The organism is Streptomyces sp. NPDC050759 (assembly GCF_044456945.1).
Taxonomy (GTDB): domain Bacteria; phylum Actinomycetota; class Actinomycetes; order Streptomycetales; family Streptomycetaceae; genus Streptomyces.
Genome location: NZ_JBITGI010000003.1, coordinates 627,389 through 653,514, shown reverse-complemented (window position 1 = coordinate 653,514; position 26,126 = coordinate 627,389). Strand labels below are relative to the sequence as shown.

The 26,126-nt window shown below is 70.0% G+C and carries 23 protein-coding genes and 6 pseudogenes; 13 read left to right on the top strand and 16 right to left on the bottom strand.

The window, feature by feature from the left end; genetic code table 11:
* Positions 1-40 precede the first annotated feature (40 nt).
* Positions 41-505: a hypothetical protein gene (locus tag ACIBJB_RS13000; RefSeq protein ID WP_398929635.1), complete on the top strand. Its 465-nt coding sequence runs from the start codon at positions 41-43 to the stop codon at positions 503-505.
* Here the strand turns inward: ACIBJB_RS13000 and ACIBJB_RS12995 are convergent.
* From ACIBJB_RS12995 to ACIBJB_RS12960, 8 genes and pseudogenes are all read right to left on the bottom strand, one after another.
* Complete coding sequence (locus ACIBJB_RS12995; protein ID WP_398929633.1) at positions 454-867, bottom strand: STAS domain-containing protein; 414 nt, start codon at positions 865-867, stop codon at positions 454-456. The genes ACIBJB_RS13000 and ACIBJB_RS12995 overlap by 52 nt on opposite strands.
* Positions 868-903: 36 nt before the next feature.
* The gene (locus ACIBJB_RS12990; RefSeq protein WP_398929631.1) at positions 904-1,329 is read right to left on the bottom strand and encodes an ATP-binding protein; all 426 of its coding nucleotides are present in this window, start codon (positions 1,327-1,329) and stop codon (positions 904-906) included.
* Complete coding sequence (locus tag ACIBJB_RS12985) at positions 1,329-1,739, bottom strand: pyridoxamine 5'-phosphate oxidase family protein (RefSeq protein ID WP_398929629.1); 411 nt, start codon at positions 1,737-1,739, stop codon at positions 1,329-1,331. Before ACIBJB_RS12985 ends, ACIBJB_RS12990 begins: the two co-directional genes overlap by 1 nt.
* Positions 1,736-3,460 (bottom strand): SulP family inorganic anion transporter, encoded by a 1,725-nt coding sequence (locus ACIBJB_RS12980; protein WP_398929627.1) that lies wholly within the window; start codon positions 3,458-3,460, stop codon positions 1,736-1,738. Before ACIBJB_RS12980 ends, ACIBJB_RS12985 begins: the two co-directional genes overlap by 4 nt.
* On the bottom strand, positions 3,457-3,798 hold the full coding sequence (locus tag ACIBJB_RS12975) for an ArsR/SmtB family transcription factor (protein ID WP_398929625.1): 342 nt from the start codon (positions 3,796-3,798) through the stop codon (positions 3,457-3,459). Before ACIBJB_RS12975 ends, ACIBJB_RS12980 begins: the two co-directional genes overlap by 4 nt.
* A 166-nt stretch (positions 3,799-3,964) precedes the next feature.
* Positions 3,965-4,324, bottom strand: coding sequence for a zinc ribbon domain-containing protein YjdM (locus ACIBJB_RS12970; RefSeq protein WP_398929623.1), 360 nt, complete (start codon positions 4,322-4,324; stop codon positions 3,965-3,967).
* A 176-nt stretch (positions 4,325-4,500) separates the two neighbouring features.
* On the bottom strand, positions 4,501-4,947 hold the full coding sequence (locus tag ACIBJB_RS12965) for a VOC family protein (protein WP_398929621.1): 447 nt from the start codon (positions 4,945-4,947) through the stop codon (positions 4,501-4,503).
* A 520-nt stretch (positions 4,948-5,467) separates the two neighbouring features.
* Positions 5,468-5,789 (bottom strand): annotated as a pseudogene (locus ACIBJB_RS12960) (MFS transporter); the annotation flags it as partial.
* Between the two features lie 229 nt (positions 5,790-6,018).
* On the opposite strand from ACIBJB_RS12960, the gene ACIBJB_RS12955 reads away from it, so the two are divergent.
* Positions 6,019-6,441, top strand: coding sequence for a pyridoxamine 5'-phosphate oxidase family protein (locus ACIBJB_RS12955; protein ID WP_398929619.1), 423 nt, complete (start codon positions 6,019-6,021; stop codon positions 6,439-6,441).
* Between the two features lie 86 nt (positions 6,442-6,527).
* On the opposite strand, the gene ACIBJB_RS12950 is transcribed toward ACIBJB_RS12955, so the two are convergent.
* The gene (locus ACIBJB_RS12950) at positions 6,528-7,535 is read right to left on the bottom strand and encodes an Acg family FMN-binding oxidoreductase (RefSeq protein ID WP_398929617.1); all 1,008 of its coding nucleotides are present in this window, start codon (positions 7,533-7,535) and stop codon (positions 6,528-6,530) included.
* Between the two features lie 415 nt (positions 7,536-7,950).
* Positions 7,951-9,156, bottom strand: coding sequence for a globin domain-containing protein (locus tag ACIBJB_RS12945; RefSeq protein ID WP_398929615.1), 1,206 nt, complete (start codon positions 9,154-9,156; stop codon positions 7,951-7,953).
* 777 nt (positions 9,157-9,933) lie between these two features.
* Here ACIBJB_RS12945 and ACIBJB_RS12940 point away from each other — a divergent pair.
* Together ACIBJB_RS12940 and ACIBJB_RS12935 are read left to right on the top strand one after the other, a co-directional pair.
* A pseudogene (locus ACIBJB_RS12940) lies at positions 9,934-10,737 on the top strand (iron-containing alcohol dehydrogenase); the annotation flags it as partial.
* A 165-nt stretch (positions 10,738-10,902) separates the two neighbouring features.
* Entirely contained in the window at positions 10,903-11,295 is a 393-nt protein-coding gene (locus ACIBJB_RS12935) for a peptidase inhibitor family I36 protein (RefSeq protein WP_398929613.1), read from the top strand.
* A 477-nt stretch (positions 11,296-11,772) separates the two neighbouring features.
* Here ACIBJB_RS12935 and pflA read toward each other — a convergent pair whose 3' ends face one another.
* Together pflA and ACIBJB_RS12925 are read right to left on the bottom strand one after the other, a co-directional pair.
* Positions 11,773-12,519 (bottom strand): pyruvate formate-lyase-activating protein, encoded by a 747-nt coding sequence (gene pflA, locus ACIBJB_RS12930; RefSeq protein ID WP_398929611.1) that lies wholly within the window; start codon positions 12,517-12,519, stop codon positions 11,773-11,775.
* Positions 12,516-12,974 (bottom strand): annotated as a pseudogene (locus tag ACIBJB_RS12925) (glycine radical domain-containing protein); the annotation flags it as partial. The pseudogene ACIBJB_RS12925 and the gene pflA, both read right to left, overlap by 4 nt.
* Positions 12,975-13,167: 193 nt before the next feature.
* On the opposite strand from ACIBJB_RS12925, the gene ACIBJB_RS12920 reads away from it, so the two are divergent.
* Positions 13,168-14,880 carry a SulP family inorganic anion transporter gene (locus ACIBJB_RS12920; protein ID WP_398929610.1) on the top strand — a complete coding sequence of 571 codons (1,713 nt, stop codon included), beginning with the start codon at positions 13,168-13,170 and terminating at the stop codon, positions 14,878-14,880.
* A gap of 933 nt (positions 14,881-15,813) precedes the next feature.
* Here ACIBJB_RS12920 and ACIBJB_RS12915 read toward each other — a convergent pair.
* On the bottom strand, positions 15,814-16,029 hold the full coding sequence (locus tag ACIBJB_RS12915) for a hypothetical protein (protein WP_398929608.1): 216 nt from the start codon (positions 16,027-16,029) through the stop codon (positions 15,814-15,816).
* A gap of 791 nt (positions 16,030-16,820) precedes the next feature.
* On the opposite strand from ACIBJB_RS12915, the gene ACIBJB_RS12910 reads away from it, so the two are divergent.
* The 3 genes and pseudogenes from ACIBJB_RS12910 to ACIBJB_RS12900 form a co-directional block, all read left to right on the top strand.
* Entirely contained in the window at positions 16,821-17,171 is a 351-nt protein-coding gene (locus ACIBJB_RS12910) for a VOC family protein (protein WP_398929606.1), read from the top strand.
* A gap of 1,654 nt (positions 17,172-18,825) precedes the next feature.
* Positions 18,826-19,018: pseudogene (locus ACIBJB_RS12905) on the top strand (hypothetical protein).
* A 205-nt stretch (positions 19,019-19,223) separates the two neighbouring features.
* Positions 19,224-19,329 (top strand): annotated as a pseudogene (locus tag ACIBJB_RS12900) (XdhC family protein); the annotation flags it as partial.
* Between the two features lie 678 nt (positions 19,330-20,007).
* On the opposite strand, the gene ACIBJB_RS12895 reads toward ACIBJB_RS12900, so the two are convergent.
* The gene (locus ACIBJB_RS12895) at positions 20,008-20,997 is read right to left on the bottom strand and encodes an SDR family oxidoreductase (RefSeq protein ID WP_398929604.1); all 990 of its coding nucleotides are present in this window, start codon (positions 20,995-20,997) and stop codon (positions 20,008-20,010) included.
* A gap of 150 nt (positions 20,998-21,147) precedes the next feature.
* The gene (locus ACIBJB_RS12890) at positions 21,148-21,600 is read right to left on the bottom strand and encodes a MarR family winged helix-turn-helix transcriptional regulator (RefSeq protein WP_398929602.1); all 453 of its coding nucleotides are present in this window, start codon (positions 21,598-21,600) and stop codon (positions 21,148-21,150) included.
* A gap of 63 nt (positions 21,601-21,663) precedes the next feature.
* Here ACIBJB_RS12890 and ACIBJB_RS12885 point away from each other — a divergent pair, with 63 nt between their 5' ends.
* The 3 genes from ACIBJB_RS12885 (at position 21,664) to ACIBJB_RS12875 (ending at position 23,526) form a co-directional block, all read left to right on the top strand.
* Positions 21,664-22,032 (top strand): VOC family protein, encoded by a 369-nt coding sequence (locus tag ACIBJB_RS12885; protein WP_079661999.1) that lies wholly within the window; start codon positions 21,664-21,666, stop codon positions 22,030-22,032.
* A gap of 242 nt (positions 22,033-22,274) precedes the next feature.
* Positions 22,275-22,901 carry a hypothetical protein gene (locus tag ACIBJB_RS12880; RefSeq protein WP_398929599.1) on the top strand — a complete coding sequence of 209 codons (627 nt, stop codon included), beginning with the start codon at positions 22,275-22,277 and terminating at the stop codon, positions 22,899-22,901.
* Entirely contained in the window at positions 22,891-23,526 is a 636-nt protein-coding gene (locus ACIBJB_RS12875; RefSeq protein WP_398929597.1) for a hypothetical protein, read from the top strand. The genes ACIBJB_RS12880 and ACIBJB_RS12875 overlap by 11 nt, the downstream gene beginning before the upstream one ends.
* Before the next feature lie 110 nt (positions 23,527-23,636).
* On the opposite strand, the gene ACIBJB_RS12870 is transcribed toward ACIBJB_RS12875, so the two are convergent.
* The gene (locus tag ACIBJB_RS12870) at positions 23,637-24,551 is read right to left on the bottom strand and encodes a GNAT family N-acetyltransferase (protein ID WP_398929595.1); all 915 of its coding nucleotides are present in this window, start codon (positions 24,549-24,551) and stop codon (positions 23,637-23,639) included.
* A gap of 180 nt (positions 24,552-24,731) precedes the next feature.
* Here ACIBJB_RS12870 and ACIBJB_RS12865 point away from each other — a divergent pair, with 180 nt between their 5' ends.
* Positions 24,732-25,496 carry a VOC family protein gene (locus ACIBJB_RS12865; RefSeq protein WP_398929593.1) on the top strand — a complete coding sequence of 255 codons (765 nt, stop codon included), beginning with the start codon at positions 24,732-24,734 and terminating at the stop codon, positions 25,494-25,496.
* Positions 25,497-25,666: 170 nt separating this feature from the next.
* Positions 25,667-26,084: pseudogene (locus tag ACIBJB_RS12860) on the top strand (GTP 3',8-cyclase MoaA); the annotation flags it as partial.
* Positions 26,085-26,126: the final 42 nt, after the last annotated feature.

Here is a 26,126-nt window from a genome sequence, read left to right as displayed (position 1 = left end):
CACCGAACGGCGCCGCGATCGCGGCCGCCACACCGCCCGGGTGCGGGTGGTCGCCGCCTGCCTGCGCAACATCACCGCGGTCGGCACCTGGCTCACCTCCCACGGCTACGGAACTCCCGAACATCCCGAAGTCGTGATCGCCGCCGCCGAGTTGTGGCCGGACGGCAGCCTGCGCCCCGCATTGGAAGACCTGCTCGGCGCCGGAGCCGTCATCAGCGACCTGTGCTCCCAGGGCGCGGGCCCGCTCTCCCCGGAGGCCGCCGCCACGAAGGCGAGCTACGAAGGCACCGCCGACGTCGCCCACGCGGTTGCCACCGGTGTCTCCGGCCGTCAGCCGGCCGCGATGGGATTCGTCGCGGACGTGGCGATCGCCCCACCGAGGAGAACGCGTCCGCCCTCGTCCCGGTACGGGACGGCGACGGTTCCTTCGTCTCCGGTTGAGCGTCGGCGAGGTCAGCCGGCCGGCTCATCGCCGTCCGGCCACCCCGTGGTGCGCCACTCGTGACGCCCCTCCACCTGGTCCCCGCGCGCTGAGCGGTGTGCGGCACGCGCGGCAGCCAGGTCGGCATGGACGGGGATGGGCGGGCAGTCGGCGGCGGGGACGAGTGATCCGTCGGCGGGAATGGCGGCCAGCTCCAGAGACCGGCCTGCCTGCGCAAGGCGACGGGCGGCCTCGGTGATCGCCGGCTGCGCCCCGGCCGACCAACCGCGCAGCTCGGTGAGATCGACGATGACCGGGCCGGTGCCACGGGCCAGCGCCCAGCCGACGGCGCCGGTAAAGCGGCGCACGGCCTCAGGGCCCAGGTAGCCGGCGACGGAGAGGATACCGACGTTGTCCTCGGCGGTGTACCGCCAGTCGATGGTCATGGTGGTGAACTTCCCTTCCGTATGGCCCAGTTGGATTCAGAGAGGCAGAGTGATCCAGATGCTCTTGCCGCCGCCGTCGGCATCCGCGCGGACGACGGCCGTACCGGCCAGGCCGAGGACCAGCTCCATGACGGTGCCCAGTCCCCCGGCTCCAGAGTCTGTGACGGCCCCGTACAGGGCGGGCAGATAGGGGTGACGGTCGTGGACGGCGAAGGCGAGGCAGTCCGGGCCCGCCGCATAGATCACCGTGACCCGCGGGGAGACGACGGCGGCGTGCCGCACGCTGTTGGCGACCAGCTCGCTGACGATCAGCAGGGCCGGGTCCACGGTGGGGTGGCGCAGCCCGATCCCCCACTCCATCAGTGCCTGTTGGGCGGTCTCCCGTGCTATCCGGACGGCGGAGGGCTCGGCGGGCAGCGTGAGCACGTGCCGGTAGGGCAGGGCTTCGAGCCGCGTGGGCATCAGCTCTCCGTGGCCCGCGCGCAGCGGAAGTCGGTCGCACAACGCCGGCGGATGCGCACGGGTGGGTCGTGCGGACCGTGCACCCAGCCGTGCAGATTGCGCCGGCAGTGGGCGGCCTCGTCCGGGTCGGTGATCATGTCGGCGGGGCCGGTCGCGGTCACCGTCCAGCCGGTGTCGGTCGGGGCACCCACGTCGTCCACCTGGTACGTCACGGACAAGGGCACCGGCTCAGGCGGGGTCGGGGTGCCGACGATCAGGCAGCCGGACTCCCACACGTGCCGGGTGGAGCGTGCAGCGGCCTGCTCCCGCTGCACGTACACAAGCCGCCCCGGAGTGCTGCTTTCCAGCAGCGACACGGCCTCCGCGCCGCAGACACGGGTCATGGGCAGTACGGCGGGAAGGGTACTCATCGGACTGCTTCCTCGCTGGTGGCGGAGGGAGGCCGGTTCGGGCCGCCCGACAGGACACCGGACACCTCCAGGTGATCGCGCGCACCCCGGATCGCCTCGGGTGTGGAGGCGTACTCCCGTCCCTCGTGGCGCAGCAGGTCCAGCGCGCCGACGGAGTCCAGGACCTGAACCTGGCTGGGGCGTATCCCGGAGGCGAGGACGAGGATGCCACGCCGTTTCAGCTTCTGGACCGCGTCCTTCAGGACGAGGGCCCCGGTGGCGTCCATCGTGGAGATGCGCGACATGCGCAGGATGACGACACGGACGTCGGCCACCTCGGTCAACTCCAGTAGGAAGCGGTGCGCGGCGGCGAAGAACAGCGGGCCGTCGATGCGGTACGCCACGATGTGCTCGGCCAGCAGCGCGTGTTCCTCCACGCTGTGGTCGCCGCGGTCCAGCGGCACCTGGTCGAAACGGGCCTGTTGGGCCACGGCACGCAGCGCCAGGGCCCCCGCCACCACAAGGCCGATGATCACGGCCCAGACGAGGTCGAGTGCGAGCGTGGCGACGCCGGTGAGAACAAGGATCAGCGCGTCGGAACGTGTGGCCTTGGCCATGGCCCGCAGCGAGCCGACCTCGACCATGCGGATCGCCGTGGCCAGCAGGACGCCCGACAGGGCGGCCAGCGGAATCTTCGAGACGAGAGGCGCCGCTGCGAAGACGATCACGGCCAGGACCGCGGCATGAGCCAGCGCTGCCAACCGGGAGCTCGCACCGGTGCGGACGTTGACCGCGGTGCGGGCGATCGCTCCGGTCGCCGGGACACCGCCGAACAGCGGGGCGGCGATGTTCGCGATGCCCTGCCCGAAGAGCTCACGGTCGGGGTCGTGCTGCTGGCCCACCGTCATGCCGTCGGCCACCGACGCCGACAGCAGCGACTCCAGGGCGGCCAGCGCGGCAACGGCCACGGCCGGCGCGAGCAGCGTCCCGAGCGAGCCGAGGTCCAGGAAGGACAACGACGGTACGGGCAGCCCGGAGGGCAGGTCGCCGATCGGCTTCGCCTCGTCCAGGTGCGCCAGCTGCGCCACGGCCGTAGCGGCGATCACCGCCAGGATGGAGAACGGGACGGTCGGCCGCCGGCGGGCACCGAGCAACATGACGGCGGCAACCACGATCGCGAAGCCGACGGCCGTCCAGTTCGGGGCCTTGGCGAACTCCTCGAGGGCCCGCCAGGTCACCACCAGGACACGGTCGCCCTCGGGCTTGGGCACGCCGAGGGCGCTCGGGACCTGCTGCAGACCGATCACGCAGGCGATGCCGAGGGTGAAGCCCTCGATGACCGGGGCGGGCACGTACCGCATGTACTTGCCGGCCCGCAGCGCGGCCAGGCCGACGAGCATGACGCCCGCCATCAAGCCGACGGTGAGCACCCCAGTCGCCCCGTACTGGCCCACGATCGGCACGAGGACCACCGTCATCGCACCGGTCGGGCCGGACACCTGCAGATTCGACCCGCCGAAGACCGCGGCGAGCGCACCCGCGACCACGGCGGTCGCCAGGCCCGCCTGAGCGCCCAGCCCCGAAGAAACCCCGAAGCCCAGCGCGAGCGGCAGCGCGACGATCGCCACGGTCAGACCCGCGAGCAGGTCCCGTCGCGGGTCGCGCCGCATCTGAGCCAGATCGTCCCGCCTGGGCAACAGCGCGGCGATCCGTTCCCTCACCCGGCCAAGTGCCGTGGTCATCGCGCGACGACCTCGGCTTCCCGCAGCTCGGCCAGCAACTCGTTCCGCCCGGCCAGCACCTCGGTCAGAATCCGTCGCGCCGCCTTCAACAGGTCGGCCACGTCCCCGCCGGCCAGCTCGTAGACAACAGTCGAGCCTTCCCTCGTCGAGGTGACGATCCCGGAGCGGCGCAGCACCGCCAGCTGCTGCGACAGGCCAGAGGGCTCCACCCCGATGGCCGTGAGCAGGTCCCGTACCGGCAGCGGCCCATCCTGCAGCAGCTCCAGCACCCGTATCCGTACGGGATGCCCCAGCATCCGAAAGAAGTCGGCCTTGGCCTGGTACAGCGGAACGGACACGTCCTCTCGACTCCCTTCGAAGAGCCCACCTCGGGGCAGACGCGAAGGCTGCACCCGCCGATACTTGCGACCACAGCAAACACGGCATCTAACCAATTGCGAAATTTTGCAATTGTGCATCAGGTCGCTGCGCTCGGAATTCGCGCACCGGACGAGGTCTGTGGCGTCAGGCCTTTTTGACCACGCTGGACTTCAGCTGCATCGCCCCGAACCCGTCGACCTTGCAGTCGATGTCGTGCCCGTCGACCCCGTCGACCAGCCGGATGCTGCGTACCTTGGTGCCCGCCTTGATCCCCGACGGGGTCCCCTTGACCTTGAGCGCCTTGACGACCACCACGCTGTCGCCGTCCCGCAGCACGTTGCCGACGGAGTCCTTGACGACCCTCTCCCCGGGGGCGTCACCGGCATCCACTCCGCTCTCGGCGGGCACCCACTCGTGGCCGCACTCCGGGCACACCACCAAGGCGTTCATCTCATAGGTGTACTCACACGAGCACTTCGGACAGGGAGGAAGGATCTCGATCATCCGGCCAGCGTATCCGGCCCTTCGCGTCGGCCGATGCCTCAGCCGGACCTGCTGGACGACCTCTGTTTCAAGCCCGGCAGGGCGGTCCAGAACGCCCAGTCCCAGGCCAAGACTGCGGAGCGGGCGATCGGCACACTCTGGTCAAGCCCGGCGAGTCGAACAGTTTCCAAGGCCGTTCAGCGCCAGGCCGGTGTGGTCGAGCTCTCCGAGGTGCCTGACGGATCCATCCACATGACCTGCCAGCCGTGGCCGTCGAGGTCGAAGAAGCTACGTGAGTACATGAAGCCGTGGTCCTCGGGGCCATCCGCCTCGGAGCCGCCCGCGGCAAGCGCGGCTTCAGTGACCGTGTCGACCTCATGGCGGGCCGACACGCTGAAGCAGTAGAGCGCCAGGGTGTGCATGGTGGGATCCGCCATCGGCAGCTTCGAGAACCGCGCGAAGGTCTCGTGGCTGAGCAGCATGACGGAGGCGTGCTCGCCGACCAGCATGCAGGCCGCGGTCTCGTCGGTGAACATCGGGTTGTAGCTGAACCCGAGCCGCGCGAAGAACGCCTTGCTGCGCTCGACGTCCGCCACGGGAATGTTCACGAACAGCATGCGACCGGCGTGTGCGGCAGTGACCATGGTGAGTCTCCAGTCCGAGCTCGAGTGGTGTACGACGAGGTGGACCAGCCGGGCCTGCGGAACTCATCGGTGGATTGCGGGACGCGCATCGAGCGACAGGCCGAAGCCGGCTTGCAGAAACACAATTGCCGGAGGAGGCGCCCTTCTGGCGTGCACACCCTGCCGTCCTGCGCCAGCATCAGGACGCGGCCACCAGTCGTGCTCGCAAGAGGGGTGGCACCGGCCCAGCACGGTCCGTGGGATGCGCCGTCAGGCACGACAGGGCGGACCGCCACGGTGCCCTTCCGCATGAGTCCGGCGCGGCACCGCGGCCGGATCCGTTGTCGGCAACACGCAACCGCAGCCGGGTGCCGTCCGTCTCGGGTGCAACGTGCTCGTCGGGCCCGGCGAGGAAACCAGTTCGGGTACTACGCCCTCGGGTTGGATGTTGTCGGCGTAGCCGTGTGCGGGAATCAGGCGCAGAAGGCATCGCAGGCGCTCGTCATCGACGGGCAACCGCCATACCGCTCGGGAGAGCGACCAGGCCCAGGTAGAGGGCGGGCACGACGGTGGCCGCCGAGACGGTCGGAAACATCACGCGCCCGCCGAACCGGTCGGTCAGCGCGCCGACGGGATACGGCCCAGGGAGCCGACTACGACCGGCACGGCCACCAGCAGCGACTGCTGGAAAAGGTCAGGTCCAGGGTGTCCTTGAAGTGAGAGCCGAGCGGGCTGAGCAGCGCCCAGGCCCAGAAGTTGACGGCGAACCCGACGGTGGCCAGGGCCGGCATCAGCCATGCCCGTCCGGGCGCCGGCGCACCGGAGGCCGCCCTGCTGCTCTCCGTCGTCGAAGACTGGACCATGCTGTCGGTCCCTTCCCTCTTGCCCACGGTGGCTCTGCCACCGCATGGGCCATGGGTCCCTGCCCGCCGGGCTGGCGGTCCCCACGTCCGATCCTGCTGAGACTCAGCCGGATCGGACGTGGGGACCGGATGGCCCGCGCGACGCCTTCGACACCGCGGCAGCGGCCGGGAGGCAAAGTAGGGCCGACCGGCCCTACCCGGCCCCGGGGCCCACGCTGACCATGGTGGGATGCACGAGACCGATGCCTTTCGCACTCTTGACCGACAGGACTGCCTTCGCCTGCTGGCCAAGGTGCCGGTCGGCCGGGTCGTGTACACCCGGCAGGCGCTGCCCGCGGTCCTCCCGGTCAACTTCTCCCTGGACGAGGACGCCTCCGTCCTGCTCTACACCTCGGCCGGCTCCGAGCTCGCATGCGCCATCGACGGGGTGGTGGTCGCCTTCGAGGCGGACGAGTTCACCGCTGCGACCCGGTCCGGCTGGAGCGTGGTCGTCACCGGCCGTGCCGCCGTGGTGACCGACCCGGCCGACCACGAACGGCTCGCACGGACCGAACCGCGGTCCTGGATGCCCGTACATGACGGAGTCTTCCTCCGCATCGAGTCCGAGCTGGTCACCGGACGCGAGATCACGGGGACGCGCATCACGCGATGAGTCGTGGCCGGTGCGGGCGACTCTGATTCCTCTCTGGTCGGCAGGGCGCCCGCCCACCAGGGACGATCATGTGGACGGAGCGGTCCTCACACCGAAGACCCGGGCTCGGCCCCGGGAGTGGGACGCGGCGTGACATCGGCGGTCGCGCGCGGTGTGCGGCCGCCCTCGGAGCCGTAGCCGAACCGGATCAGCAACTGCGGGCAGTGCCGCTGACGCCCTCCGCCCGTTGCCGCCCGCAGATCCATCCATTCCATCGCCTGGTGCAGCATCGAGGTGCGCACCCCGTATTCGGTCGCGGTGAGCAGCACATGCTGCAGCGCCTGACCGGCCCGCAGCCAGTCCTCCCGCCGGTCCCACGCCGTCCACAACAGCGCCACCTGCGCGTGGCGTTCGAAGTGCAGGGCAGGAAGATGCGGCACGGGCAACCGGCCGGTGAAATCCCGCATCGGTATCCGCCCGGACGCGTCCAAGGCCCCAACGGCGCTTACCGGGATGCCGTAACCGGTCTCACATCCCGGGGCGGTGAGCCAGCCACGCACCTCGGCCACGCGACCCGGATGGGATGCGTTGCGGACCTCCCCGGCCTGGGTCAACCGCAGCAGACGCCGGGTCCCCATGATGTCAGGAACCTCCAAGTGCGCACCCTCCGCACGTGCCGCGCTGATCATGTCCGTCACGATCGGCTCCGGCACCGGGCGGCCGGTGAAGGGCGTCCGGCTGCTGTGACGCCGCTCAATGGCCTCGTACAGGCGCCGCAGGGACGCCGATCCGTCCTCGGCGGGCCCGGCCAGTCGCACGATGGCCAGCAGGCCGGGATCGTCCGCGGCGGGCAGCAGCCGGACGACCGGCTCCCGGCCCAGGTTTGCTGCGGCCACCCGAAGGTTGAAGACGGCCGCGCCCACCGACAGGTACTGGGCCCGCAGGTCGGGATCGGTCATCGAGAGCCGCCGTCCGAAGTCGGCGCGGACCTTGACCGACCCGCTGTCCGGGTCCAGGCCGAACCGCCAGGGCTGCGTGTTGTGGATCGACGGCGCGGCCACCGCCGCGGCGAGCAGGCACTGGACGGCTGCGGCGTCGACTTCCCGGGTCTGCATGGCGGCTCTCCTCTGCAACGATCTCCCCGTATCGCCCACCCTGCGCCACCAGCCCCGGCTCGGAAGAGGGTTGACCGGCCCCTGCCAGGACGCCATACGGCCCCAAAACCGAGCGCCGGACAACGGCGGGAGCCCTATGGAGACCCAGGATCTCGGCCTGCCCCATGCGCACGGGCCCACCCGCTGGGGGACGGCCGCCCCATTGTCTGTCCCGGCTCGGTCCTGTACCAGCAAGGCAGCCCAGAGGCGGGCAGGGCACGACCACTCCTCTACAGGGCCACCGCCATGACCGTGAGACCTCAGGTGGCCCACCGCCGTCAAGGCCCGCCTGATCGGCGAGGGTGCCGCGGTTCCGGACGCCTGCGACTACCGGTGGTGCACCGGCCCCCGCCCTGGCCTTCTGCGGTGCCTGTGCTCAGCCTTCCGCGTGGGCCAGCCACAGGTCGGGACCGAAGACCTCGTACCGGATGTGGCGGGCGGGGATGCCGGCCTGCAGCAGCTGGGCCCGCACGGTGCGCATGAAGGGCAGTGAACCGCACAGGTAGACGTCGGCGTCGGCGGGCAGGTCCAGTCCGCCGAGGTCCATCAGACCGGTGCGGGCGCCGGGTTCTGCGGCGGCGTCCTGTTCGTACCAGAACGCGGCCCGGGCGTCGGGCAGTCGGCCGACGAGGCGGCGGGTGTCCGCGCGCAGGGCGTGGTCGGCCGGGGAACGGTCGGCGTGCAACACCGTGACCGGGCGGGCGGCTCCGGTCGCCGCGAGGTGTTCGAGCATGCCGACCATCGGGGTGCAGCCGATGCCGGCCGAGACCAGCAGCAGCGGGCTGTCGGCGTCGTCGAGGACGACGTCGCCGAACGGGGCGGACAGGGTGAGTTCGTCGCCGGCCCGGACGGTGCGGTGCAGCTGGTTGGACACGTCGCCCTCGGGAGCGTCGGCCACGCTCGCGACCCGTTTGACGGTGATACGGCGCAGCTGGTCGCCGGGGTCGCCGGAGAGGCTGTACTGGCGCAACTGGTGTATGCCGTCGGGCATCTTCACGCGGACGCTGACGTACTGGCCGGCCCTGCCGGAGGGGATCGGGCCGTCGTCGGCCGGGCGCAGCAGGAAGGAGACCGCGTCGGGGGTCTCCTCCCGCCGCTCGGCGACCGTCCACTGCCGCCACGGATTGCGGGGATCGACCTGCGCCTCCTGGTACAGGCGGGCCTCCCGGGCGATGAGTGCGCCGGCCATCAGCCAGTACACCTCGTCCCAGGCGGCTGCGACCTCCGGCGTGACCGCCTCGCCGAGCACGTCGGCAATGGCCCCGAACAGGTATTTATGAACGATCGTGTACTGGTCCTCGGTGACACCCAGTGCGGCGTGCTTGTGGGCGATCCGCGACAGCAGCGCGTCCGGGCGGGCATCCGGATCGGCGAGCAGCGCCTGTGCGAAGCCTGCGATGGACCCGGCCAGAGCACGGCGCTGTTGTCCGCTGGCCTGGTTGCCGCGGTTGAACAGCCCGTCCAGCAGCTCTGGTTGCTCGGCGAACATCGTGTCGTAGAACCGCGCCGTGATCTCGTCCAGGGCTCCGCCGACGGCGGGCAGGGTGGCACGGACGACAGTGGCCGACTCGGGCGAAAGCATGGGTCTCCTCAGCAACTGGGGTGTACAAGGGGATTGGCGCTCACCATCGTGGCTTGATCCATGTACGGGGGCCGAGGGCCGAATGGCCTTCTCTTTGAGGCCGATCGGCTCGTGTGGATGCGGACACCCCCACCGACGGACCCGTCGGCGGCAACAGCGCCCCGGTCACCTCTCGGTACTTCCAGCCGTACCCGGGCGACCCACCAGCCACCCAGCACCAGCACGCCCACACCGGCCCCGGCTGCCGCCCCGAACGCGGCAGCCTGAGATCCGGCCTGAGCGGGGGTGGGCGGCGTGGGATGGATGCGGCCCGCGTCGTCGAGCCACACCGTGGCGGGAGAACCCGCCCGGCTGCCCACTGCCACTGACGCCGTGCCGGACCTGGAGGTGCCGCTGGGCGTGGTCCACCGCACGATCGCGCTGACCCGGTCATCGGTCGCCAGGTCGGAGAACCGTACCGACGCCGGCGCGGGGCCGTCCCCGACAAGGCGCGCCGCGGTGCGTGCAGCCCTCGGGCCTCATCGAGAGCGGAGTGCTCGGCGACGGCAGCCGTCACCACGCCCAGTGCCGGCGCCGCGAACAGGAGCAGGGCAGCCACTGCCACGCCGAGCCAGACTTCGGCGACGTCGGAGCGCCGCCGGAGCGGGTTGCGCCGCCAGCGCCACAGCAGCACCGTGCCACCCCGTTTCAGCATGCGGGTGTCCCTCCGTGTGCGACCGGCATCAAGGCTTCACTCCTCAACGGTGACGGAGGCGTCATCGGCCGACCAGAGCCCACCCGGCCGTCGTCAAGAAGTACCCGCTGGCCGACTACGCGCTCACCCCGAGCGTGGCCATCGTCGACCCGCTGCTGACCGCCGACCTACCGCTGGCCCTGGCCGCCGACAGCGGCTTCGATGCCCTCACCCACGCCATCGAGGCGTATGTGTCCGTCTACGCCAACGACTTCACCAACGGCCTCGCGCTGCACGCCATCCGGCTGATCTTCGACCACCTCGAAGCGGCGGTGAACGACCGCGCGGGCTCGGCTCAGGCCCGGGAGAAGATGCACAACGCCGGCACCATCGCCGGCATGGCCTTCGGCAACGCCTTCCCCGGCATCGTGCACGCCATGTCCCACACCCTCGGCGCCACCTTCCGCATCGCCCACGGCCGCACCAACGCCGTCCTGCTGCCGCACGTCATCCGCTGCAACGGCACCGTCCCCACCAAGCTCACGGGCTGGACCAAGTACGAGAACTACCGCGCCCCGGAACGCTTCCAGGACATCGCCCGCACCCTCGGCCTGCCCGCCGCCACCCTGCAGGAGGGCGTCGAGTCGTGGGCCCGCGCGGTGGAACACCTGCGCGCTGCCGTGGGCATCGAGCCGACGTTCCAGTCCCTCGGCGTCGAGAAGCGGTGGTTCCTCGACGCCCTGCCCCAGCAGGCCCTCAACGCCTACGAGGACCAGTGCGCGCCCGCCAACCCGCGCATGCCGATGCTCGACGACATGCAGGACATCATGTGGGCAGCCTCACCCAACTCCTTCCTCTGCTCGCGACGAAACCACAGGGCCGAGCCTGGTCCAGCAGGTAATTCATGAGCGGTCTCAACGCTATGTCAAATTCCAGACGTTACCGATGAAGTCACACGGCGGGAAGCGGACAGCCGCTCAATTCGGGTGAGGTCGAAAGGTTAGCGTCCTTCCTTCGGCGCCCCTACATTCGGTGAAGTCAACCGACAGGGTCGATTCGAGGAGAGTTTGACCATGACCGAAAATCGCGGCGGGAGCCGTCGGACGTGGGTGCGTGGCATGGTGGCAGTCGCCACCGGCTTTTCGGCCGTCCTCACCATGGCCTCCACCGCCGACGCAGCGACACACAGTGCCGGGACCGCCGCAACAGCGGCGGCCAGCTGCCCGTACAAGTACTTCTGCGCCTACCCGGGACCGAATTTCACCGGTGACCCCATACTCATGTACAACTGCACCGAATACGACATGCCGTGGTCGAGTCTGGGTTCGTGGATCAACAACCAGACCCCTGGAACCCGCGCGCAATTCAGGAGTTCCGACCACGTGACACGCTGGACGGACAATGGTGCCTACGACTCGGACGCCTCCGCCGACTGGTCATGGGTTTGGTGGGTGAAGCCCTGCTGAGAGACGACTGGGCCCGCGGCGCCAGGGGGGTTTCCCGCCATCGGATGCTCCTCCCACGTCTTCCCCACGCGTCGACGGCTCACCTCTGGGGATAGGGCACGATTGATGGAACGACGGCCATGTCGGGCGTACCTGCGGCGCCGAGCATCCGGCGCTGATCCCGGAGAAGACCGAAGGCCAGGCCGCCCGCAGTGCGAAGGCTCACCCTGCGGGCGGCCGCACGGATGCGAGGAAGACCCGTACGAGGAACGGAACGCGTCGCCGCCGACGTCGCCCTGATGACGGACTCGCTGCCGCAGCAACTTCGACAGGCCGTCCCCGTTCGACCCCGGACACTCGTGAACCCTGGCGATCGCCTGGCGCACGGCCATCGTCTGCACGGTCGCCAGTGCCGGGGCGCTCGCGGGCAGCAGTTGGTGGCCCGCCGCAGCTCTGGTCGGGGCCCCACGCGGGCTCGTTGTTCGGCCGCTCGGCACGTCAGAGAGCCCGCAGGCCGTGTTCCCGGAACTGCTCGCGCACCCGCTCCGTCAGGTCGGGATCCGGCGTGGGTGTGTCGCGCAGGGGGAAGGGGATGCCCAGCCGGTCGTACTTGTGGGTGCCGAGCTTGTGGAACGGCAGGACGTCCACCCGGTCGACGTTGCCGAGGCCGGCGAGGAACCCGCCGAGGCCGTCGACGGCCGTCGGGTAGTCGGTCCAGACGGGCACGAGGACGTAGCGAATCCACACCGGGACGCCGAGCCGGTCCAGGCGGGTGGCGAAATCGAGGGTCGGGGAAAGGTCGCCGCCGGTCAGCCGCCGGTAGGTCCGGGCGTCGAAGGACTTGATGTCGAGCAGGACCAGGTCGGTGTCGGCGAGCAGTTCATCGGTGGCGCGGGCGCCCAGGAAGCCGGAGGTGTCCAGGGCCGTGTGCAGACCGAGTTCCTTGCAGCGGCGGAAGACCAAGGCCGTGAACGCGGGCTGCAGCAGGGCCTCGCCGCCGGTGAGCGTCACTCCCCCGCCGGCGGCGGTGATGAAGGCCCGGTACCTCTCGATCTCGGCCATCACCTCCTCGACGGTGGTCTGTTTCCCGTCGCGCATGTGCCAGGTGTCGGGGTTGGCGCAGTACAGGCAGCGCAGCGGGCAGCCGCTGAGGAACAGCACGAACCGGGTCCCGGGACCGTCCACTCCCGTGGACAGGTCCCAGGAGTGGATCCGGCCCGTCACCGGCGTGGTCGTGGTGCTCACAGCGATCCGTGGAAGGTACGGCTGATCACGTCGAGCTGCTGCTCGCGGGTCAGGTGGACGAAGTTGACGGCGTACCCGGAGACCCGGATCGTCAACTCCGGGTACTTCTCCGGGTGTTCCATGGCGTCCTCCAGCGTCGCCCGGTCCAGGACGTTGACGTTCATGTGGAAGCCGCCGGAGGCCATGTAGGCGTCGAGGATGCCGACCAGGTGGTCCGGCCGCTCGTCCGGGTTGTGCCCCAGCCCCTCGGGAGTGATCGTCGTGGTCAGTGAGATGCCGTCGCGGGCCTCCTCGTACGGCAGCTTCGCCACCGACAGCGCGGAGGCAGCCACTCCGTGCCGGTCGCGACCGTTCATCGGGTTGGCGCCGGGCGCGAAGGGCTGTCCGGCACGGCGGCCGTCGGGGGTGTTGCCCGTGTGCTTGCCGTACACCACGTTCGAGGTGATGGTCAGCACCCCGGTCGGGGGCCGACAGGCCCCATCGGCCGATGGTGTCCGCGCCATCGCGGGGCCCGCGGAACACCTACGGGAGCAAGGATCCGGCCTGCGGGAGCAGCTTCGAGGAGGCAGCGGCACCCCGGGCCGTTCGGCATCTCGCGGCCATCGGGGGTCCCGGAGGATCATGAGATGCTTCGGCCCGGGGAGGATCATGTCCCAGAGCTCGGTCGGCAGCGCGCGCTTGTGGCGCCGTCTCCTGCCCGGGCTCGGTGCGCTGCTCGGCTATCGGCGCTCGTGGCTGAAGGGCGACGTCCTGGCCGGAGTGACGGTGGCCGCGTATCTCGTGCCCCAGGTGATGGCATACGCGGGCGTGGCCGGCCTGCCGCCGGTCGCAGGACTGTGGGCGATCCTTCCCGCGCTCGCCCTGTACGCCCTGCTGGGCTCCTCCCGTCTTCTGTCGGTCGGCCCCGAGTCGACGACCGCGCTGATGACGGCGACAGTGGTCGGTCCGTTGGCCGCAGGAGATCCGGCGCGCTACGCGACGCTGGCGGCCACGCTCGCGATCGCGGTCGGTCTGTTGTGTGTGGTGGCATGGGCGGCCCGGCTCGGTTTCGTCGCGGACCTGTTGTCCCGGCCGGTGCTGATCGGCTATCTGGCGGGCGTCGCACTGATCATGATCGTGGACCAGCTCCCCAAACTCACCGGTGTCCGGACGGCAGGCTCGGCCTTCTTCCCTCAACTGTGGTCCTTTGCAGGGCGCTTGCCACGGCTCCACCTGGCCACGGTGTTGTTCGCCGTCGCGGCGCTCGGGGTCCTCTTCACGGTGGCCCACTTCTTCCGCACCGTGCCCGGTCCCCTGCTCGCCGTGGTGTTCGGCACGGCCGCCGTGTCCGTCTTCGACCTCGACGGCCGATACGGCATCAAGGTGATCGGCGATGTCCCCTCGGGCCTGCCCACCGTGGCCGTGCCGGACATGACCGAGTTGCCGCACCTGGTGCTCCCCGCGTTGGGGGTCCTCCTGGTCGGCTACACGGATTTCATCCTCACCGCGCGGGCGTTCACCAAGCACGAGGACGGTGATTCCGGGCTCGACCCCAACCAGGAGTTCCTCGCCCTGGGCGCCGCCAACATCGGCGCGGGCATGCTGCACGGTTTCCCGGTCAGCAGCAGTGCCAGCCGTACCGCGCTGGCCTCCTCGGCCGGCGGTCGCAGCCAGGTGTACTCGCTGGTGGCCGGCGCGGCCGTCCTGTCCGTCCTGCTCTTCCTGAGCCCCCTGCTGTCTCGCACACCAACGGCGGTCCTCGGCGCGCTCGTCGTCTACGCGGCGGTCCGCATGATCGACCTGGCGGGCTTCCGACGGCTGGCGTCCTTCCGCCGCCGGGAACTCCTGCTGGCGCTCGGCTGCCTGGCAGGGGTACTCGCCCTCGACATCCTGTACGGCGTGCTGGTCGCCGTCGGTCTGTCCGTGGCCGAACTGCTCACCCGGGTGGCCCGCCCTCACGACGCCGTCGAGGGCCTGGTGCCCGGTGTGGCCGGCATGCACGACATCGACGACTACCCGCAGGCCCGCACCATCCCCGGCCTGCTCGTCTACCGCTACGACTCCCCTCTCTTCTTCGCCAACGCCGAGAACTTCCGCCGCCGGGCCCTGGCCGCCGTCGACGAACAGACGGAACCGGTCCGCTGGTTCGTCCTCAACACCGAGGCAAATGTGGAGGTCGACATCACCGCTCTGGACGCGGTCGACGAACTCCGCCGCGGGCTCGCGCACCGCGGCATCGTCTTCGCCCTCGCCCGTGTCAAGCAGGACCTGCTGGACGACCTGACGGCGTACGGCCTGGCGGACACGGTCGGCAGCGAGCGGATCTTTCCGACGCTGCCGACGGCCGTGACCGCCTACAGGACGTGGAGCGGCGATCAGTAGTCGGCCCGGGGAGCCGTCCTGCACAGCGCGACGCTCGCAGGGCGCCTCGTGTCCTGCCCAGGTCGGTTGAAGGACGCGGACCTGAGGCGTGGCGGCCATGGACGGTCGTCAAGCGCCGCAGCGAGACCCCGACCTGGTCCTGAAGGCCCACTGGGTCCCCCGGCTGCGGCACCGGACGGCGAGGTCTTCAAACTGCTGCACTACCAGGTCCATGAGGGCGACGAACTCACACTCCGTTCCGTTCGGCGACATCTCTCTCGACGACCCGGCCGAGGGCCGTTCGGACCGGACGGGTGACCAACGGCCCACTGACGGCGCTCACAGGCGCAGGAAACGCTCATGGTGTGCGGTTCCCAGAAACGGGTGACAGGGAGGAGCTGTGTGTTGGCGAAGGCGTATTGGTGGGCGGCGGTGTCGCGACGCTCGCAGCGGCCACGTTCCTGATCCGCCACGCGGATTCGACCGAGCGGACATTCACCTCTTCGAGGAGCAGCGGACCATTTTCGGCAGCCTCGACGCGGGCGGCACGGCCGAAGCCGGCTACACATGCGCGCCGGGCACATTGAGTCAGCGGGCGGTTGCCGAACGTCTTCGTCCAGGTCCGCGGCGCCGTCCTGCTTCTCGGAGTGCGCCAGGACGATGACGCCGTCGTGTCCACGATCACCTGCCCGTCCGCATCCGGCGCGGCATCCCCGGCCAAGCGTCATACGCGTTCGCGTTTCAGCCCGAGCGGTGCGCAGCGCAGCCAGCACCCGCCCAACGCCGGCTTGCCGATCAGCCGCAAGGCCATCGGGTCGGGGGGAGGCCACCGGCCCGAAACACGCCGGCTCCGCCCGCACCATGGCCACATCGGCCAGTCAGTCCCCGCCCAGCGCCCCCGCGAGCGCGGCATCCAGCGGGATCTTGCCCGATCATGCACTACTGACAGCCCGGTCAGTGTTCCCAGACGTCGGGCCCGCCACCGCGCCATTCGATGAGCCCGGATCGGGCAACGTCCATCTCGTCCCAGTCCTGCAAGCCGGCTTCTTGGAGGTAGGCGGCGACGTCGAGGAGACCGTAGGCGATGCCGACGAAGTGGTCGCCTATCCGGACACGTCGGCCTCCGTCTTCGGTGGGCGGGTATACGACGACGGGCTGATCGGACGACATAGGGCCAGGGTGCCGTCGGTGCGGGTGGGGTGCGCGGTGTGGTGCGCCGGTTGGGGGATGCTCCCCGGTGTAGATGTTCGGCTGTGCAGGCGGCCGTCTCGGGGCGTTGGTCGAGCCTGCGGTGGCCGGCTTCAGGTCGGCCCGGCTCTTCCCGTCCGGCCAAGCGGTTTTCACGATGGGGCACAGACATCGCTCGATATCGCGCTGACGCTGGTGAAGGTCATGCCGGGCGACAGCGGGCCTGTTGTCGACTGGAAAAGGAAGGCATGTTCGCGGTCCATGCGGGGTGGGATCACTACCTCTACCTCAGCAGCAGCCGGCCTCGCGAGGAAGCGCCGGCCCGCACCCGCGAGCTCGGACTGTTCCCAGAACGCCGCCATCGCGTACTCGGATATCCCGTGCCCATGCCGCCGCGCTCCTGTCTGGATACGCGGATGAAAGTGCGCCTCTGTGCACTGCTGTCATGCCGGGCAACGACGGAGTCCTACGAGCTCGTTGGCGAACCGAGCAGGCGCCGAGCGACCGCGACTGGGCACTTCGTCAGCCACGGGGTGAGCGCTCCGACCGGCCCGCCTCAGTTTCGTGGCCGACCGGCCATCGGGGGGCCATCGGCCGTGAGACTCGGGAACGGAATCTCAGCTCGCACAAGCTCGTTCATTCACCGGTTCGTGTCCGTCGTCATGCAACTCAGTCGGCGTGTCATCACATGCAGTCGACCGTCTTCTGGGATCTGAGCGTGCCAAGATGCCGAGGGTACGACCGCCGGCACGTCGACGGGGCAGGAGTCAACCATGATCAGCGGTGCACATGCCATCCTCTACAGCCAGGACGCCGAAGCGGACCGCGCCTTTCTCCGTGACGTCCTCGGCTTTCCCGGCGTCGACGCGGGCGGCGGCTGGCTCATCTTCAAGCTGCCACCGGCCGAGGTGGCCGTACACCCGACCGACGGCCCGCCGCAGCACGAGTTCTTCCTGATGTGCGACGACCTTGATGCTCAGCTCGACGAGTTCCGCTCACAGGGGGTCGAGATCACCCGCCCGGTCAGCGAGCAGCGCTGGGGCAAAGTGACTGCGATCCGGCTCCCCAGCGGCGCCGAACTGCCGCTGTACGAGCCGCTGCACCCCATCGCCCACAGCCTGTGACCCCACAGCACTCAGCTCACCCTGACGAAGGTCACAGGTGCCACGGTGCCTCGTGGCTTTGCCACCACAGTGAGGCAGTCCGCAACGGACATCGCGTTCGCGCGGTTCGCAACGAAACAGCCCAGTGCGCGACGCTGGGACGTTGTGTCGTCGAGCTCAGGTCGCCGCAGGTCAAGGCGCCACAGCCGACGCTCGGTCGCTGAGGTCTGGTGGGCCGGTCAGACGGCCCACCAGAGGCGCGGGTGGTCAACACCGGTCGGTGGGGTTGCTGTACTTCAAAGCTGTACGCGAGCGGGTTCTGCTCGCCGGCGTCCGGCCGCCGTTCTCCCTAGGTGGCGAGCAGAACGGCGAGAAACAAAGCCGCCATCGCAGCGAGGACCCGAGGCTTCCTCCAACCGGGCCCTGAAGCCTGGCGGTTGAGCTCCCATGCGGACACGAGACCGCCACCCAGGCCAAGCGTGCTTCTCAGCAGGAAGACGGCAGTATGCACAGGGAGCCTCCCGGAGCGGTCCAACCGGACCGGAAGGCTATCCCTGGCGACGGTTCCGTGAGTGACCGGCCCCAGTTGAAGATCGCGTATGCGGATGGCGGCTGAACCGGCCAGACGGTGACCTGCACGTTGTCGGGAGGGGCGCCGACGTTCCCCGTGGTTCCCCACCGGTCGCCGACTGGTCGGGCACGCAGGGGACACGTGGCCATGGATGAGTTGGATCAGGTGCCTGCAGAACGGACGAGTGACAGAACCTCTTGCGCTCCGTCCGGCCGCGAAAGGGCGTCAGTGGACCAAGCAGTCAGCGGGCGCGATGTTCGCCGCTGCCGCTGCATTCGAGTTCTCTCGCGGCATCGCACTCGAGATCTACAGGCAGGTGCTGCCCGACTGGGCGTACACGGCTTCCGGGCTGGTGCACCTCATCGTGGCTGCTGGCGCCTACCGCCTTGCCCTCTGGTGGCTCAGGCGATTGCCGTAGCCGGACTCACGCGATCCTGGATTGCTGCCTTCACGAAACCACGCGGTCGGCGGAGGGCTGTGGTGAAGTCCCAGACGAGCAGGGAGGAGGCGGGCCCGGGGGAACATCGTGCAGCTGACCGCACGTACCGACGAACTCGACCGGGCCACCGAGGAAGTTCGGATCACCCGCAAGAGGCTGCTGACGGGCTTCGACAGCCCGACCCGCCGTCCGGGCGGTGCGTCCGCAGGTCGCGCCGGACTCCGCCCCGGTGCCGGAGGAACAGCGCGCAGATCGAACCCCCCTCCTTGCCACAGCCCGTGAGCGTCAGGCCGCATACGCCCTGGCCAAGGTGTACCGGGCAGGAACTGCAGCCGCCAACGCTCGCCGCCGGGTGGACGCCGCCGTTCCACGACCGCGAGGTGCCCACAGGACGCACCGTGCCTGCGCGGGTGCACCCGGCCGCCCCCGACGCGACAATCCCCGCCCCCACCTGTAGAACTGCGCCCTCACACCTGTTGAGGCGCTCGAACCCGAGCCCCCTTTCGGCGGTCCCGCCCCCGTTCACGATGACGGGTCGGCCCGGGAGCCCCTCCCAAACCGACCGTCTGTCTGCGCCCCTGGAGGACTTCGCACCTGCACCACCCAAGTCACCGTGCCGGTTCGAGCCAACTGTCGCTGTCGCCATCATCAGTGGCTTCACCTTCATGGGCACCGGCCCTGCCACCGCCCAGGCTGCGGGACACGCATGGCGGCGGGTGCAAGTCCCAGGACCTGAACATCGACATCCTCGGCGCAGTGGGCATCCTCAACGGCTTTGGCGGCAACCTGCTCAATGGCGAAGGCAGCCCGGGAGCACAGAGCACCGACATCGGTTCCGACTGCGGTCACGGCGGGTAACCACATCCCGTGACGCACTGAACCGGATCCCATCGGCGGCCGCCCCCCCCATTACCGCCGAGGCGTTGCTCTGACACCACCGCCTCCCTGGCCGGGTCCTGCAGGGCTGCAGGACCACCCCGGGCCGTCGCCGCGCATGCGCCCCCGTCGACGCGGCGGCGGCCCGCTCACCTTCTGCGACAGCGACCGTCTCCTCTGGAGCCCCATGCTGAACATCGCGGACACACTGCACCCCTGGGTGCCGCGAGGCACGCCCCTTCGCCCTGGCCACCGTCGTCGACGTCACCGGCAGCGCACCCCTGCCCATCGGTGGCGACGAGCCGCGCCGAACGCAGCGCTTGAACCCCTTGGTTCCAGGTCACTCAAGGCCGTGCCCGATCCGAAGCGCGGGCCGACCGCCTCTGCCAGGGGCTCGACGTACCCGGCAGGGATGCGTCGATCACCGATGACCAGAACGCGCACTGCGGTCTCCTCGCATGCCGAGCCACCACCCACCGGGCCGATCGTCCCACGTCGCCGGTCGGGACGCCCTGACCGTCAGCTGTCCGTCGGCGTTGCCCTTCTCCCTTCAGGGGGGTCCGCTGACGTGGCGGCGTGGGCGGAGGGAAGGGCCGGGTGTGCCCGCCGCTTGCTGAGGTCATGCGTGGCGTCACCCGAATCAGGGGCGATCGGCAGGGGAGACGCCGTCCTGGGAGGCGGCCCAGGAGCCTTCTCGCCGAGAGATGGCGGCGCGTGTGCGCAGCGGATTCGTCATCCCGGCCGTCCGGACCCGCGCTCCGGCGGGGGCTCAGGGCTCGGGGGAGGGGGCGTGTCGCCGGACCAGGCCAGTGGTCCGTTCCGCAGGTCTTCAGAGGTATGGCGCCTTCAGCAGTCTCGCCGGCCGGACGCACGTTGCCCGTGCGGTCCCGGTATCGCACCGGGCGGGCAACGTTGCGCCGGCACGGGGCCCTGACCCCCTCACCGTGTCAGGGCCCGTACGCGATCACCCCTCAGGCGGCTGCCGCGCCGCGTGTCATTTTGCGCCCGGCGGTCACGGCCGCTCCGGCCAGTGCGGCGGCGACGGCAGTCCTGCGCATTGCGGTGCGCCGCCGCCCGTGCCAGCCGCCGTGAACCGCGCCTTCCCCGGAAGCCGGTACGTGCAGCGCTCCGTGGGTGGCCGGGACCGGCTCGTCGTGATCGAGATGACTCTTGTCCGTCTGCCGTGCCATGGTCCGCTCCGCGAGCCCGGGCACGATCCGGGACTGACGTACCAGAGCGCGGCCCGCCGGACCGACCACCACCTCGCGGCGAGGATGGCGAACGAGGTCGACGACCGCGTCGGCGACGCGTTCCGGGGTGTAGACCGGGGGCATGGCGACGACCTTGTGCCCGGTGTAGTTCGCCGCCTGCTGGAAGTGCGGGGTGTCGATGGTCGCGGGCATCACCGTACACACGTGCACGCCCTTCATCCCCTCGACCCGCAGCTGCTGCCGCAGGCTCGAACCGAGCCCTTGGACGGCGTGCTTGGACATGCTGTACGGGTGGCTGTACGGCTGGGAGACGGCACCCGCGATGGACGAGATATTGATCAGCGTGCCCGTCCCCTGCTCCCGCATCACCCGCAGCGCGGCCCGGGCTCCGTGCACGTAACCCATCACGTTGACGTCCAGGACCTTGCGGAAGTCCTCCAGCGGCACGTCCTCGAAGCGGCCGAACGCGTTGACAGCCGCGTTGTTCACCCAGACGTCGATCCGGCCGTACTCCGCCACCGTCCGCCGGGCGAGGTTCTCGACCGCTGCGGCGTCCGTCATGTCCGTCGGAACGACCAGCGTCCGTGCCCCGCGATGCTTCTCGCACTCCTTGGCCGCCGCCTCCAGTGCCTCCTCGCGGCGCGCGGCGAGGACCACGGCGCAGCCCTTGCGGGCGAAGGCGTCGGCTGTGGCCCGTCCGATGCCGCTGGATGCTCCGGTCACCACCACGACGTGATCGCGCAGTCCCATGGGTACCTCCTCAGGTCTGCCGAGCCGGGCGCCCTGTGCCCGCCTCCGTGGCGGAACGGGTACCCGGCTGACACCGAACCGACCTACGAGGCCGGTGACACGCGAGCCCTTCAGCACGTGACCACCTGCCTGAGTGCGCCGGGGAACCGGCTACGCGCCGTCGTTGCCCTCGCGCAGGGAATGGATCATGCTCTGCAGGCTCCGGAACGCGTTTGACCGCTCCGTCTCGGTCATGCCGGCCAGCATTCTGATCTCTACGGACCGGACGGCCGCGCTCGCCTTCTCGAGGCTCCGTCGGCCGCGAGACGTGAGCCGCGTGGGGAGAACCTTTCCGACGGGTGCCTCCGCGGGCCTGGTCACGTAGCCCTCTCGTTCCAGGGCCTGGAGCAGCACGTTCATCGACTGTCGTGTCACGAACGCGCCCCGCGCGAGCTCGGAGTTCGACAAGCCCGGTCGTTGAGCCAGCAGTTCGAGGCAGGAATAGCGCGTCACGTTCATCCCGAGCGGCCGCAGCACCTCCTCCATGGCTGCGCGGAGCGCGCTCGACGCCTCTTTCAACAGGTAGCCCAGTGACGTCTCGAGGTCGACACCGTCTTGATTCATGTCAGCATTCTGACATAGGTTGACCTGTGTCAGAAAACTGACACGAAAGGAAGGAGCATCATCATGCCCGCCACCGGCCCCGACTTCATCTCGCTCCAAGCGCGCGACCTCGACGCTTCGCAGGCGTTCTACGAGCAGTACCTGGGCCTCGTCCGCTCGCCGGCCGGACCTCCGCACGCCGTGGTCTTCGAGACGAAGCCGATCGCGTTCGCACTCCGCGACGTCATTCCCGGCACCGACCTCGCATCCGTCGCTCAGCCCGGTATCGGTGCCGCGATCTGGCTCCACGCCACCGACGTCCAGGCCATCCACGACGCGCTCGTCGCCGACGGTCACACCATCGTCTCCGCACCGATCGACGGCCCCTTCGGTCGGACCTTCACCTTCGCCGACCCCGACGGCTACCAGGTCACACTCCACGACCGCGCCTGACAGGCCGAACACCCCCGGACGATCAACGGCCCGCCACGATCGCGGTCGCCGTCGCGGTCGCGGTCGTGCCCGAGGCTTGAGCCACGACAGATCCGCGGCGCCGGAAACCTGTGTGACAAAGGCTCAATCCCTGTGCATGATCGGTGAGTTGTCCTGCCCTGCCCGTCTGGAGGAACGCCACGGCCGTCAATTACGAGCTCGCTCCGGCCTGGTTGCCGTGGTCTGCCGTCGATCCCGACCGCATGGCCTTCGACTGGGACGATGAGGAGGCCTCTCAGCTCGCCGCAGTGATCGCCTCGATGATTCCTCCTACCGGTGCCGGGTGGGAGGAGAGACATCGCTTCACCACCGAGGTCACGGCACTTCTCGCAGCCCGATACGGCCGATGGGCCTGCGGATGGCACTGGGCGGTCGGCGAGGGCGGCGGCGGTGGCGTCGTCACCAGCTGGTGCTGCGACTCCCATTCCGTGGGCGAGTCCGAAGCGACGGCCGCCAACGTGGTCGCGTCGTTGCTGGAGTGGCGCGACTGGCTGGAGGAGCTGGCCGAGCGGTTCGCGCAGTTGGCGCCGCCCGCCGGGGCGAATGCCGAGGAACGCAGTTGGCACCTGGAACGGGCGACTACCCGGCTGGTGACGGTGGTCGTGGACCGCACGGGGGCCGAATGCGGCTGGTACGGGCTCTGCCGCACGGTGCTGACGTGGTTCCTCTCGTCCACGGGCATGGGGCCGGAGACCGCAAAGGACGCGGTCGACGCCGCGATTGGCGGACGGTTCGAGAGTTGGACGACACCGTCGCGGACCTTGGTCGACGCGGTCGGAGAGGACCTTGCCGTAGGCCTGACCGGAGAGCAGCCTTACCTTGACCGCTGACGCCTTGGCTGCCTGGTGCCATGTCAGGAACCAGATCGACTGGGCTTCCGCGGCCGGTGAGACGCCGGCCCCGGTTGAGGCGGCCGTGGACGGCTTCGGCATCTGGTGCGATGCGGGGAACCGTTACGCGGATCCTGCTCGGGGCGACCGATTGCTCACGGCGTTGGCTCAGTCGCGCGCAGACGCTTCTCGTAAGCGCCCCCTCACCTGGGCGCTTCTGACTGAATGGCAGCGGCTTGTTCTTGGCATGCCCGAGGTTGCGTTCCGACAAGGCGATGCATTCGCCAAGGGTGGCCGGGAACGCTACGCACTGACGCCGCACACCCGGCGGGACTTCGAGCACTGCCTGCGCGAGATCGCTGATCCGAGAGTCCCGCTGGCCTCCCGTGCGGCCAGGGCCTACTTGGACGTGGCCTTCTTTCACCCGTGCCCGGACGGCAACGCCCGCCTTGCCATGCTCACCCTCGCCTATGTCCTGGAGCTGGAGGGAGTCCGGCTGGATCAGGCCGGCCCCTTGCAGACCACGCGTTACGCGGACGACGCCGCCGGCGCGGCAGACCTGGCTGCCCTGGTCTCCGTCCTCATCCGCTCGACCCATCACCGGGCCACGAGAGCCGGTCACTGAGAGCGCAACCGACCCTCAGCCTCTCTTGATCAGTCTGGCCAGGAGTTGAGCCCGTACGTCCGTACGCGGCTGAGCACGTTGATGTGTACGCCGACACGAGCATGACGATCTCAGCCCGGCCGATGCTCCCAGTGGCGGTCGGTGCGGGTCAGTTCACGGAAGCCGGCCGACGTCAGATGGTCGATCGCCGTCTTGTCGGTCGAGGGTTCGCAGGCTAGGAGACGGTCCACCCCGCACAGGCGCAGCCAGTCGGCGGCCTGGGCGACGAGCCAGTGCTCCAGGCCGGTGCCGTACGCCCCCGGGTCGACATGCAGGTTGCCGATGTCGGCGAGGCCTGCGGCGCGGGCGTGCCGTTCCGGGCGGGCCAGGGAGGTGTCGACCTCGATGAAGCCGAGGGCGCGCCCTTCGGCGTACGCCGTGAGACGGGTACCGCACTCCCCCAGCGTGCGCTGGACAGTGATGCCTGGGCGGGCCTCGGCGGGCGGCAGGTCGGGCACCCGCGCGATCAGGATGACCTCCGTGTCGCCGACATGCCTGAAGCCCGCGCGTTCGAAGGCGGCACGGATGTGGGGCCAGGTGCGGGGCAGGCCGTACACCGCGGGGGCGGGCACCTCGCCGCCGGCGTACCGGGCCCGTACGTTCCACCGGGCGAGCTGGGCCAGGCAGGCGCCCATCAGCAGGTCGGCGGCCTCGTCGGCGTCCGGCCAGAAGGAAGCCGGCGGATGGCAGACGAACCAGTCGATCTCACCGACGTCCCGGTAGGCCGCGCCGACCTCCGGGTCGGACCGGTAGCGCAGCAGATGCGCGGCGGCGACCACGTAGGCGCGCTGCTCGGCGACGAGAGTGACGCGTTCGCTCACCCACGGGTCGGTGATGAACTCGTCGGGCTGCCGCTCCAGGGCGCTCAGTACCGTGTTCGTCGAGGCGGAGACGCCGGGGACGACGGCGGCGACATGCGCGTTGACCAGGTCGGTGAGCTGGTCGCGGTCGTCGCGGCGGAAGGGGCGCACCGTGAGCGCGGACATGCGGGGACCTCCGGGTGATGAGTGGTGTGCGCTGGAGGCCGCCATGCGGTGCGGTACGGGGCGAGGGTACGGCGGTCCGCGCGCCGCGCGCCACCCCGTTGCCGCCGGATGGCCGGGACCTTGGCCCGGGCTTAGCGTGCTGGAGGGGGCCGCAGAGCAACTCGCTCCGGGAGGAACACCATGAAGTTCGACAAGCCGGTGACCGGTGGCCCCTGCTGGACGGAGCTGGGGACCGACGACGTGGAGGCGGCCAAGGGCTTCTACGCGGAGCTGTTCGGCTGGCGCCCCGAGACGGATCCGCGCGCGGAGGCCGGGGGCTACACCGTGGCGCACCTCGGTGACGCGGCGGTCGCGGCACTGACCCCGCTGTACCAGGAGTCGCAGCCGGTGGCCTGGAACGTGTCGTTCGCGGTGACGGATGCCGACGCCGCCGCGCGGAAGGTGACCGAGGCCGGGGGCACGGTCCTGGTCGGACCGATGGACGTGTTGGACGTGGGCCGCTTCACGGTGGCCCTCGATCCGGCGGGCGCGGCCTTCCAGCTCTGGCAGGCCCGGTCCTTCCCGGGCGCGGGACTGTTCAACGCGCCCGGTTCGCTGGGCTGGGTGGAGCTGATGACCCGGGCTCCCGAGCGGGCCGAGGCCTTCTACACGACGGTGTTCGGCTGGAGCGTCAACGCCTCGGAGCACTACACGCAGTGGGGTCTGGACGGCGCCGACTTCGGCGGCATGGTGACCATGGACGAGAAGTTCCCGCCCGAGGTGCCGCCGCACTGGCTGCCCTACTTCGCCGTCGAGGACGTGGACGCCACCACGGCCACCGCGACCTCAGCGGGCGGCACGGTCCTCATGGAACCCACCTCGGTCCCCGACGGCCCGCGGATCGCCGTTCTGCGGGACCCGCAGGGATCGGTGTTCGGCGTGTACCTCGCGGGGGACGACGGCTGAGAGACGGGCACACGCGGCAACGGAATGGCGATACGCGGACGGTCACCGGGGCGGTATGGCGTCCCAGGCGTGCGTTGATCCTCGGTACGGCGGCACACGACCGCCGCGGACGAAGCGGCCACCTCTCGTCGGAACGACGGCAAGGTCGGTCCGCGACTTCTAACCGACCACTGCACCTGTGCTGCACGTGCTGCATGCCCGAGGAGGGCTTGCTGTGGCCGGCCAAGCCCGCCCTGCTCACGGACGACGAGACCGTCCGCCTGATCGACATCGCGGTCAGGTTCCTCAGGATCGAGGAGATCCGCTTCACCGGCGGCGAACCCCTGCGAAGGTGGCGGGCCTGGACCGGGACAACGTCTCCCTCGACACACTCCGTCCGGACGTCTTCAAGCCCCGCCCCCGCAGCGACCGCCACCACGACGTCACCGAGGGCTTGCACGCGCCCGCGGCGCGGGCCTCACCTAGGTCGAGGTCAACTCGGTCCTGGACTGCAAGCTGCGCTTCATCGAGCCGATGCCCCTGGACGCCCAGCACGGCTGGAAGCGCGACGGCATGATCACGGCCAACGACATCGTCACCTCCCCGCGCGCCTCGACCTGACCGCCGTCTCCTCAGCCCGCCCCGGCTGCT